We start from the raw sequence: 10,597 nt of genomic DNA, 5'->3' as shown, positions 1-10,597 counted from the left end.
GCCTGCATCTGCTCGAGGACGGCGTCCTCCTTGCCCAGCTGCTCGTTCGGGAAGACCTGGATGGTCAGCTTGCCATCGGTGTACTCGTCGGTCAGCTCGGCGAATTTCTGGAAGACCTGGCCTTCGGGGCTGTCGACCGGCATCTTGGTCGCCATGCGCCAGGTCTCGGCCGAGACGCTGCCGGCGGCGAGGATCAGGGCCACGGCACTCAGGGTGCGGAAAATTTTCATGGGATCTCCTTGTCGGTGGGTGCGGGTCTGGGGTCGCCCGCTTTCCGGGAAGTCTGGGCTCCGGGAGGCGATCAGGGCAAATCGAAAGAATTTTCGCCCCGATCAGAGGAATTTTGGCGGGGTCCGCAATGCGGGCGCCGTTTGGGTCATTCGCTGCGGGCGGCCTCAACGGCCTCCATGTATCCCGCGGGCAGTTCGCCCTCTTCGGCCATCTCCGCGTAGAAGGATGTCATCGCCTCGACGAAGGGCGCGGTGTCGAGCTCCGTGTAGGTGGCGCCGTCCGCCTCCATCCTGGCGATGCTCTCGTCGGCAGTCCGGTACATCAGTTCTTCGCTGAAGGTTCCGGTTTCCGCATAGGCGCGCTGGAGCCCGGCCTTCACGTCCTCGTCGAGCCCATCATAGGCCGCGAGGTTCATCATGAAGCCGACCGACTGCCAGTACATGTCGTTGCGGGCGATATAGGGCGCGACCTCGTTGAAGCGCATGGATTCCACCAGCGCGATGGGCGAGATCACCGCCTCGACGATGTTCTTCTGGATCGACTGGTAGACTTCGGTCCAGGGCAGCGTGATCACTTCGGCGCCCAGATGCGACCAGGACGCGATGGCCAGCTTGTCGGGATGCATCCTGAGCTTCAGGCCCTGCACATCCTCCAGCCCGTTCACCGGCTTGTTCGACACCATCGCAAGGAACGGGCCGCGCAGCACCGCAGTCGGATCGCCCAGCGGACCGACGCCCGAGACCTCGGCGGCCTTCTCGAACCAGCCCTTGACGAGGTCCGAATTCATGAAGCGGCGCCAGTGGTCCCGGTCGTCGAACAGGTAGGACGGAGAGATCCAGCTAAGCTCCGGCGCCCATTTGCGCATGTAGCCGAAGCCCTCGGCGTAGATGTTGACGACGCCCACCTGCATCTGCTCGAGGACGGCGTCCTCCTTGCCCAGCTGCTCGTTCGGGAAGACCTGGATGGTCAGCTTGCCATCGGTGTACTCGTCGGTCAGCTCGGCGAATTTCTGGAAGACCTGGCCTTCGGGGCTGTCGACCGGCATCTTGGTCGCCATGCGCCAGGTCTCGGCCGAGACGCTGCCGGCAGCGAGGATCAAGGCGGCGGCGCTGAGGGTGCGGAAAATTTTCACGGGCTACTCGTTGCTGAACAGAGGGCCGGACCGCCCGCACAGCGGACAGTCCGGGCAGGAAGGATCAGGCGGCGAAGCCTTTCGACACGTGGTCGCGGATCAGGCCCGCGCCGACCTCGGCGAGGCGTGCCGACAGCTTGGCGCCGGTATCGGCCGAGCTGTTCTTCGGATGGCCGCCGCGGATGCCGTGGGGGGCCGCCTCGGCCGCCTCGATCGGCATCTGGATCGGCACGCCGTCATAGGAGGTCTCGGCGAAGCCCGCGACCTTCATGCCCATGAAGGTCAGGTCGGCCGGAGCCGGGTCGGTCATCAGGTCGAGGCGCAGGATCTCCGGGTAGTAGTGCAGCCCGATCGAGGTCAGCGGATCGCCGCCATGGCCGGAGCTGGCCGCTGCGCCGTCCGCGCCGAGGATGTCCTTGAGGATGCCGTAGGCGGCCTTCCACAGGTAGAATGCGGGCAGGATCACGCCCTTGTCGCGCCAGCGCAGCGCCACTTCGTTGAGCGGCGCGACGTTGCCGCCATGGCCGTTGACGAAGAGGATCTTGGTCAGCCCCTGGCGGGTCAGCGACCAGATCATGTCGTCGAGCACGGCGCAGAGCGTGCCGTGGGAGAGGCTCATGCCGCCATGGGCCGACTGGAAGGCATCGCGGCCGCCGAAGGGGATCGGCGGGGTGACGAAGGTCGGCACGCCCAGTTCGCGGGCCTTGCGGGCGATGTCATGCGCCACGCATTCGGCGCCCAGATAGTCGCCCATCGGCGCGTGGACGCCCTGGTCCTCCAGCGAGCCCATCGGGATCAGGATCACCGCCTCGTCCGTCAGCAGCTCCTTGGCTTCGGCGGAGGTCAGCTCGGCCAGCTTGATCTTGTCGGTCATTGCACTTCCTTTCGGCCGCCATCTCGGCGGGTCTTTCGGCATGGTGCAAAAGGACCGCCAGGACCCCCGTCCTGTCCAATCGAATTAATTTCTCCCGCGGATAAATTTCTTCATGGCGGGCAGGTCAGGGCGCATCCGCGAACAGCTTGCCCGCGATCATGTCGCCGATCGGCAGGGCCGAGGTTGCAGCAGGGGACGGCGCGTTCAGGACGTGCAGCATCCGGTCGGTCTGCCCGAAGAGGAAGTCGTGCTGCATCGTGCCGTCGGCCATCACCGCCTGGGCGCGTATGCCGCAGTCCATCGGGGTCAGGTCGGCTAGCTCCAGCGACGGGCAGTAGCGGCGGCAGGCGTCGAGATAGCGGCGCCGGAAGACCGAGTTGCCGATCTCGTCCAGCCCGGGGCGGATGTTCTGCGCGATGGATTTCCAGAAGCCCGGGAAGCTGAGCGTCTCCGCCATATCCCTGAAATCCAGGGACCATTTCGGATACCCCTCGCGCGCGAAGCCAAGCATCGCGTTCGGTCCGACGGTGACCGAGCCGTCGATCATCGGCGTCAGGTGGACGCCGAGGAAAGGCAGGCCGGGCTCGGGCACCGGGTAGATCATCGCGCTGACGATGTCCGCACAGCGCGTGCCGAGCCGGTAGTATTCGCCGCGGAAGGGCACGATGCGGTGGCCGATCGCAAGCCCCGCCATCTTCGCCACCCTGTCCGACTGCAGCCCGGCGCAGGCGACGAGGCGGTCCGTCTCCAGAAGCTCGCGGCCTGTGTCGATCTCGACATGCGATCCCAGTTCCCGGATCGCCTCCGGGGCCGTGCCGAAGCGGATCTCCGCCCCCTGCGCGCGCAGCTCCGCGGCCAGCGCCTCCAGCACGGCGGAATAGCTGACGATGGCGGCGGAAGGCACCCAGATCGCGCCGAGACCGGTGATCGAGGGCTCGCGCTCGGCGATCGCCTCCGCGCCGATCATCTCGGTCTCGATGGCGTTCTCCTCCGACCGCCCATGGAGCGCCTCCAGCCGCGGCAGTTCCTCCTGCCGCGTGGCGACGATCAGCTTGCCGCGGTTCTCGAAGGGAATGCCGTGTTCCGCGCAGAATTCCTTGGTCCGCGCCGCACCTTCGCGGCAGAGCTTCGCCTTCAGGCTGCCGGGCGCATAGTAGATGCCGGAATGGATCACGCCGGAATTGTGGCCGGTCTGGTGGCGGCCCAGCCGGTCCTCCTTTTCCAGCAGCAGCAGGGAGGCGCCGGGGCGCGCGGCCAGGATCGCGCGGGCCGTGGCCAGCCCGACGATGCCGCCGCCGATGATGCAGAAATCATGGGTCATGGCGCCACCCTGACCGCTCGGGCGGGCTGCGCAAAGGATTTTCCGCGGGACGCCGCGACGGAAAGGCCGCCGGACCGCGTTGCATAGGCATGACCCCGGCAAGGAGACGCAAGATGCCGCGCACCGCCCTCGTCCTGCTGGCCGCAGCGATCCTCGCGGCCGACCTGCTGACGCTGTCCGGCCTGCGCTTCGCCGAAGCCGGGATCTTCTGCCCGTGAGCGCCGAACGAAGGCGCCCCGGCTGCTAGCCGGGGCGCGCGAGGTCTTGGCGGCAGGGCGCGGCGCCCTGCCCGGCCGGATCAGGCGGCGACCGGCTTCAGATAGGCCTTGGCCATCGCGTCGAGCGGGATGACCTTGATCTTGTCGGCATGGCCGGCGGTGCCGAAGGCCTCGTAGCGGGCGACGCAGATCTTGATCATCTCCTCGCGGGCCGGACCCATGTACTTGCGCGGATCGAACTCGCCGGGGTTCTCGGCGAAGACCTTGCGGATCGCGGCGGTGGCCGCCATGCGGTTGTCGGTGTCGATGTTGATCTTGCGCACGCCGTGCTTGATGCCGCGCTGGATCTCCTCGACCGGGACGCCCCAGGTCGGCTTGATCTCGCCGCCGTACTTGTTGATGATCTCCTGCAGATCCTCCGGCACCGAGGAGGAGCCGTGCATCACCAGATGGGTGTTCGGAATGCGCTTGTGGATCGCCTCGATCACGTCCATCGCCAGGACCGCGCCGTCGGGCTTGCGGGTGAACTTGTAGGCGCCGTGCGAGGTGCCCATGGCAACGGCCAGCGCATCGACGCCGGTATCCTTGACGAACTGCTCGGCCTCGGCCGGGTCGGTCAGCAGCTGGTCATGGCTGAGCTTCTCGGTCGCGCCATGGCCGTCTTCCTGGTCGCCCATGCCGGTTTCCAGCGAGCCCAGCACGCCCAGCTCGCCCTCGACCGAGACGCCGCAGGCATGCGCCATCTGCACCACGGAGCGGGTGACGCTCATGTTGTACTCGTAATCCGCCGGGGTGGTGCCGTCTTCCTTCAGCGAGCCGTCCATCATCACGGAGGTGAAGCCGTTCTGGACCGCGGTCGCGCAGGTCGGCAGGCTGTTGCCGTGGTCGAGATGCATGCAGACCGGGATGTGCGGATACATGGCGACGAGCCCGTCGATCAGGTAGCGCAGCACGGTGTCGCCCGCATAGGAGCGCGCGCCGCGGCTTGCCTGGATGATGACCGGCGAGTTGGTCTTGTCCGCGGCCGCCATGACGGCGAGGCCCTGCTCCATGTTGGAGATGTTGAAGGCCGGGATGCCGTAGTCGTTTTCTGCGGCATGGTCGAGAAGCTGTCTCAGGGTGATACGGGACATCGGGACGATCCTTTCGCTAGTCGGCGAGATACTTACTAATCGTGTCAACCTCGTCGGCAGAACCGAAGACGAGGGCGGTGTGCTGGTGCAGCTCCGAAGGCACGAGATCCAGGATGTCCCGTGCCCCGTCGGTGGCCCTGCCGCCCGCCTGCTCTAGCAGAAACGCGACGGGAAAGGCCTCGTAGCAGAGTCGCAGCCGGCCGTTTTCGTAGCCCTTGCGGCGGTCGGCCGGATACAGGAAGGCGCCGCCCTGCAGCAGGATGCGGTGCAGCTCGCCCACGGCCGCGGCGAGCCAGCGCATGTTGAAATCCTTGCCCCGCGGGCCGTCTTTGCCGGCGCGCAGATCGGCCGCGTAGCGCTGCAGCCCGGCGGGCCAGTGGCGCTCGTTCGAGGCATTGTAGGCGATGGTCTTGGTCTCGGGCTTCACCGTGACGCCGTGGCGCGTCATCAGGAAGTCATGCGCTACCGGGTCCCAGGTGGCGATGTGCACGCCGTCCCCCAGCGAGAAGCCGTAGTCGAGCGAATGGCCGAAAGAGGCATAGCCCGCCGCCACCGCGTCGCGGCCCTTGCGCAGGAAACCCGCCGCCCCGGCCGGGAAGGCCGCGAACAGCAGCCCCAGCGGGGCGCCGATGCCGATCGAGCCGGAGCCGTCGATCGGATCGATCGCCACGTCCCATATGCCGCCCGGGTTCAGCGTGACGACGTCCTCCGCCTCTTCCGACAGGACCATCCGCGCGCCCGCCGCCTTCAGGGCCAGCATCAGGTGGTCGTGCGCACCGACATCCAGCGCCTTCTGGCGGTCGCCGCTGTCATTGGTGCCGACCAGCGCTGCCGGATCCCCCGGCAGGTGGCCCGCAGCCAGACGCAGCGCCAGGGGCGGCAGGGCGGCGGCAATCGCCTCCACGATCTCGGACGGGCCGGCGCTTCCGGCAAGGAATTCCCCCAGCGTCTCGGACGCCGAAGGACCATCATGGGACAGGACGAGCATTGCACCTCGGGGTTCGGCGGGCCGCTGGGCCCGGATCACGATCTCGGGATTACCGATAAGCCATCCGGTTGAAAAGATCACACGGCGATACGTCACGCCCCCGTCCGCAATTAACCGCTTGTTTCCCCGGATGCGCCACCTTGCCCGTCAAAGGGAGCCGGGCAGCCGGATCCGGCCTGCCGCGGGTCCCAGCACATGTCGCCGGTTCCGCGGACCGGCCGGGCCGGAGGTGGCGGCGCGGAACAAGGAAGCGGACAGTCGCGACATGCCGCATGCAGCGCAGGGGCATATTCCATCCCGGCCCGGCCGGGCCGCACGGGCGGCAGCCGTTGCCCTGCTGGTGCTCTTCGCCGCGCTGCGCACGCTCTGGGCGGAGGACAAGCCCTATACCTTCACGGCAGGCTGCATTTCCGTGGCCAATCTCTGCGAGGAAACGGCCGACGGCAGCTTCGCCGGCTTCGCCGCCGACCTGTCGCGCCGGATCGCCGAGATGACCGGCTCCGAGGTGGCGTTCCGCGCGTCCCTGCCCAGCCTGGCGATCGGCGCACAGCTGCGCGGCGAGACCCAGATCCTCGCCGCCATCCCCGAGCTCGACCTGCTGGAGCAGACCAGCATCGCGTCGGTCCCGGTGGCCAGGAACCAGATCCGGCTCTTCGCCCTTCAGGAGCGTCTTGCCGAGCTTTCCGGCCGCCCGCTGGAAGGGCTGAAGATTGCCTATATCGAGGGCGGCACCGGCGCGAAATTCCCCGGACTCTTCGCCGCGAACGAGGGCATCGCGACCCGCACCCCCGAAGAGCTGATCGCCTTCCTGCTGGGCCGCCGCGCCGATCTGGCGGTGATCTCCGAGCGGGCGGTCTTCCCGACCTCGCGCGGCATGGGCGTCGACCACCGCATCGCCGTGCTGGGCCAGCCACTGGCCCAGGAATCGCGGGTGATCTACGTCCATCGCAGCCGCGCGGCCCTGATCGGCCCGGTCAACAGCGCCATCGAGGAGATGGAGCGCACCGGCGAGCTGGCCGAACTGCGGCGGCGATGGCGCATCGACCCGCCTGCGCCGGAACCCGAGGTGCTGCGCATCGGCATCGCCCATTCACCGCCCTACGGCATCGTCGACCCCGAAACCGGGGCGGTTTCCGGCTATGCGGCGGAATTCTTCCGCCAGCTCGCCGACCGCGCCGGGCTCCGCTACGAATTCGTGCCCCTCGGCCTCGACGACTATTTCGCCTTCCCGGACGCCGCCCCGGTCGACATCCTGCCGATCTACGTCGTTTCGGACGCCGCGCGCGAGGCGATGGATTTCACCCTGCCGACCGACGTGTCGCGCTTCGCCGCCTTCGTCCGCCCCGACGGCCACGCCTATTCCGGCCTGGACGAGCTTGCCGGCCAGCCAGTCGCGATGCGCAGCGACCTGATTGCCGCGATCGGCAACAGCCCGCTCTCCAAGGTCGTGCCGGTGCCGATCGAGACCGAACGGGAAATGCTCGAGGCGCTGCTCGCCGGCCGGGTGGAGGCGCTGGTCGAAACGCCGGAAAGCATCCTGGCCGTGGCCCGCGCGATGGGCGAAAGCGGCGGCGTCCGCCTTCTGGGCGGCCCTCCGGTCACGCTGAGGAACGCCATCGCGCTGCGCTTCGGCCTCGGCGCGGTGCGCGAGAAGCTGAACGCGCAGCTTCCGGGCTATGCGCTTTCCGAGGAATTCCAGGAGCTGCGGCAGAAGTATTTCGGCACGCCGGAATTCTGGACCCCCGAACGCCAGCGCCTGGCCGTCCTGGCCGCGCTGGCTGCCGCCGTGCTGCTGCTGCTCTTCGCGACCGTCACCGGCCTGAGCATCCGCGCGAAGCGCCAGGCCGAACGGCTGACCCGGCGCACCATCTCGGTCTCGTCGCGGCTGCAGGCGGTGATGAACTCCGTCCAGAGCGGCATCGTCGGGCTGGATGACGCGCGCAACATCGTCCTGCTCAACCCCTCGGCCCGTGCCATGCTGGGCAACCTTCCCGAAACCATGCCCTGCCCCTGGCCGGAGCGCGTCGGCTTCCTCGACAGCAGCGACATGCGCCGCCTGGAGGATGGCGACGACCCCGTCTCGCGGGCGCTCGGCGGCGAGCGGCTGGAGGGCGAGACCCATCTGATGTCGCGCACCGACGAGGCCGGGCAATGGCTCTATGTCCGGCTTTCCAGCGCGCCGATCGGCGTGCCCGACAGCAGCATCCGCACGGTCGTGAGCATCGACGACATCTCCGAGCAGGAGCGCAACCGCCAGCAGCTGGAACGCTCCGGCCGGCTCGACGCGCTCGGCCAGCTGACCGGCGGGGTGGCGCATGACTTCAACAACCTGCTCGCGACGATCGAATACGGCATCCAGCTGGCCGACCAGGAGCCGGAGCCCGGGATGCGCAGCCAGTACCACGCCACCGCGCTGGCCTCGGTGCGGCGCGGATCCGCCCTGACCAAGCGGCTGCTGGCCTTCGCCAAGCGCCAGCCCGGCCTTGCCGCCTCGCGCCCGGTGGAGGACATCCTGCGCGAATTCGAGCTGCTCGCCCGCCCTTCCATCGAGGCGCAGATCGCGCTGGATTTCGCGGCCGTGGCACCGGGGCTCTGGGTCTATTGCGACGTGGCCCAGCTGGAAAACGCGCTGCTCAACCTCGTGCTCAACGCCCGCGACGCCGTCGTCCAGTCGGGCAAGGGCGACCGCATCTCGGTGGACGTGCGCAGCGTCGGCGAGGCGGAGGCGCGCGCGCTGTCCGGCAATCCCGCCGCCGGACCCGAAGGCGGCCCCGGCACCGGCCTGACGCAATCTCGCTATGTCGAGTTCTCGGTGACCGACAACGGCCCCGGAATGACGGAGGAGGTCAAGCGCCGCGCCCTCGATCCGTTCTTCACCACCAAGGGCACCCACGCCGGCACCGGACTCGGCCTGTCGATGGTCTACGGCTTCATCCAGCAATCCGGCGGAGAGCTGCGGATCTATTCCGAACCCGGCCTCGGCACCACGGTCCGGATGATGCTGCCGCGCGGCACCCCCGCGGGCAAGCGCGAGGAACCGATGCCCCTGCCGCCCGTCCCGGCGGGAACCGGCGAGCGCATCCTCGTCGTGGAGGACGAGCCGGAACTGCGCCGCATGACCGGCGACATGCTGGCATCGCTGGGCTACCGGGTGGAGGTCGCCGAGGACGGCAGCGAAGCGCTGGCCAAGCTCGGCGCCGGGACCGAGGTCGACCTGCTGCTGACCGACATCGTGATGCCGGGAACGCTGGACGGTTTCGCGCTGGCCCGCGAGGCCCGCCGCCTGACCCCCGACCTGCCGGTCATCTACATGTCGGGCTATACCGGCATTTCGGCAGCCGAGATGGGCGAGGTGCGCGCGCCGCTGCTGCAGAAGCCCTGCCCGCCTTCGCAGCTCGCCGAAACCGTCCGCGCGGCCCTGGCCGGGGAGGCCGCGGACCGGATGTGAGCCGCCGCGGCCGCCGGACCCGCATGGAAGGCCCGCACCCGGCTTCCCGCCCCTCCGCGAGCAGCGCGTTCGGGACATAGGACCGGCCCCGGCCCCGGCCCCCTGCCGCTCCGGCACGGCACCGGCCGGGAAAGGATCGGGCACCGCCCGAACATCGCCATGGTCGGGCCGGCCGCGCCGGCATCCCCCGCATCGAGGCAGGTCAACGGACCGATCCCCGGCCCGCCTGCCCGGCCTCCACCGCGTTCCTGACGCAAAGCCAGCGCAAGGCGCAGACCGGGCCGGCCCTGCAGGTTCCGATGCATGCCCATGCCCCGGGCTGGACCCCACGGCGGCCTGCCGGGACCGCGGCGCCCCGGCGCCCAAGGCCCGCGGTACAACCGCCCGGGACTCCAGCCGGGCGCTCAGCCGCGCAGGCGGTCGCGGTATTCGCGCGGGCCGCAGCCCAGCATCCGGCGGAACATGGTGGCGAAGGCGGCAGGGCTGTCATAGCCCAGATCCAGCGCCACCGCGGTCACCGCCTCGCCCGCGGCCAGCCGCGGCAGGGCGGCCAGAACGCAGGCCTGCTGCCGCCAGCGCTCGGGCGACAGCCCGGTCTCGGCCCGGAAATGCCGGGTCAGGCTGCGCCGGCTCATCGCCGCCCGCGCCGCCCAGACGTCGAGCGGCACGCGGTTGCCCGGCGCGTCCAGGAACGCCCGGCAGAGCCGCAGCAGCCGCGGCTCGGAGGGCAGCGGCAGCGCCAGCGGCTCCTCGCGCAGCCGCGCGATCTCCAGGATCAGCAGGTCGGTGAGCAGGTCCTCGCGCGGGTCGGCCGCGTCCTGCTCGCCCAGCTTCGTCGCCTCCACCACCAGCGCGCGGGCGAGATCGCTCATCGCAAGGACCCGCGGCCGGTCGAGCTGCACCCCGGCCGCGCCCGGCCAGAGATAGCTCGAGCGCATCCGGACCCGCCCCATCATCTCCACTTCGTGGACGCAGCCCGCCGGGATCCACAGCGCGCAATCGGGCGGCACCAGCCAGCTGCCCTGCGCGGTGCGCACCTGGACCACGCCGGTCAACGCATGCAGGAGCTGGTCGCGCGGATGGCTGTGCGGGCGGACATGCATGCCGTCGGGATAGTCCGAGGCCAGCCCGACCAGCCGCGCGCTCCGCCGCTCCATCTGCTCGATCCGGCTGAAAAGAGAGGAGGCGTCCGTGGATGGCATGTCAATCTCTGGCCCGATCGCGAAGATCATTGACCGAAGCACGAAAGACG

At 69.2% G+C, this 10,597-nt stretch carries 7 protein-coding genes and 1 pseudogene; 1 reads left to right on the top strand and 7 read right to left on the bottom strand.

Annotation, left to right across the window (positions count from 1 at the left end; translation table 11 throughout):
• The 6 genes and pseudogenes from HCC78_RS02700 to HCC78_RS02675 form a co-directional block, all read right to left on the bottom strand.
• Positions 1-230, bottom strand: a pseudogene (locus tag HCC78_RS02700) (C4-dicarboxylate ABC transporter substrate-binding protein); the annotation flags it as partial.
• 146 nt (positions 231-376) lie between these two features.
• Positions 377-1,363, bottom strand: coding sequence for a TRAP transporter substrate-binding protein (locus HCC78_RS02695; protein ID WP_371743766.1), 987 nt, complete (start codon positions 1,361-1,363; stop codon positions 377-379).
• A 64-nt stretch (positions 1,364-1,427) separates the two neighbouring features.
• Positions 1,428-2,237 (bottom strand): creatininase family protein, encoded by an 810-nt coding sequence (locus tag HCC78_RS02690; protein WP_172327199.1) that lies wholly within the window; start codon positions 2,235-2,237, stop codon positions 1,428-1,430.
• Positions 2,238-2,361: 124 nt separating this feature from the next.
• Positions 2,362-3,558: an L-2-hydroxyglutarate oxidase gene (gene lhgO / locus HCC78_RS02685; RefSeq protein WP_172327198.1), complete on the bottom strand. Its 1,197-nt coding sequence runs from the start codon at positions 3,556-3,558 to the stop codon at positions 2,362-2,364.
• A 298-nt stretch (positions 3,559-3,856) separates the two neighbouring features.
• The gene (fba, locus tag HCC78_RS02680) at positions 3,857-4,909 is read right to left on the bottom strand and encodes a class II fructose-bisphosphate aldolase (protein ID WP_172327197.1); all 1,053 of its coding nucleotides are present in this window, start codon (positions 4,907-4,909) and stop codon (positions 3,857-3,859) included.
• A 16-nt stretch (positions 4,910-4,925) separates the two neighbouring features.
• Positions 4,926-5,897 (bottom strand): class 1 fructose-bisphosphatase, encoded by a 972-nt coding sequence (locus tag HCC78_RS02675; protein WP_172327196.1) that lies wholly within the window; start codon positions 5,895-5,897, stop codon positions 4,926-4,928.
• Positions 5,898-6,162: 265 nt separating this feature from the next.
• On the opposite strand from HCC78_RS02675, the gene HCC78_RS02670 reads away from it, so the two are divergent.
• Complete coding sequence (locus HCC78_RS02670) at positions 6,163-9,345, top strand: transporter substrate-binding domain-containing protein (protein WP_172327195.1); 3,183 nt, start codon at positions 6,163-6,165, stop codon at positions 9,343-9,345.
• 404 nt (positions 9,346-9,749) lie between these two features.
• On the opposite strand, the gene HCC78_RS02665 is transcribed toward HCC78_RS02670, so the two are convergent.
• Positions 9,750-10,547 carry a helix-turn-helix domain-containing protein gene (locus tag HCC78_RS02665; RefSeq protein ID WP_172327194.1) on the bottom strand — a complete coding sequence of 266 codons (798 nt, stop codon included), beginning with the start codon at positions 10,545-10,547 and terminating at the stop codon, positions 9,750-9,752.
• Positions 10,548-10,597 lie beyond the last annotated feature (50 nt).

It is taken from the genome of Mangrovicoccus sp. HB161399, from assembly GCF_013184745.1.
Taxonomy (GTDB): Bacteria; Pseudomonadota; Alphaproteobacteria; order Rhodobacterales; family Rhodobacteraceae; genus Mangrovicoccus.
The sequence above is the reverse complement of the archived record's forward strand: the minus strand, read 5'-3'. Positions and strand labels throughout refer to the sequence as shown.

What these genes read in the sequence shown, in the direction of transcription:
- HCC78_RS02690 (WP_172327199.1), bottom strand. Translation starts at nt 2,237, where the DNA reads ATGACCGACAAGATCAAGCTGGCCGAGCTGACCTCCGCCGAAGCCAAG.
- lhgO (WP_172327198.1), bottom strand. Translation starts at nt 3,558, where the DNA reads ATGACCCATGATTTCTGCATCATCGGCGGCGGCATCGTCGGGCTGGCC.
- fba (WP_172327197.1), bottom strand. Translation starts at nt 4,909, where the DNA reads ATGTCCCGTATCACCCTGAGACAGCTTCTCGACCATGCCGCAGAAAAC.
- HCC78_RS02675 (WP_172327196.1), bottom strand. Translation starts at nt 5,897, where the DNA reads ATGCTCGTCCTGTCCCATGATGGTCCTTCGGCGTCCGAGACGCTGGGG.
- HCC78_RS02670 (WP_172327195.1), top strand. Translation starts at nt 6,163, where the DNA reads ATGCCGCATGCAGCGCAGGGGCATATTCCATCCCGGCCCGGCCGGGCC.
- HCC78_RS02665 (WP_172327194.1), bottom strand. Translation starts at nt 10,547, where the DNA reads ATGCCATCCACGGACGCCTCCTCTCTTTTCAGCCGGATCGAGCAGATG.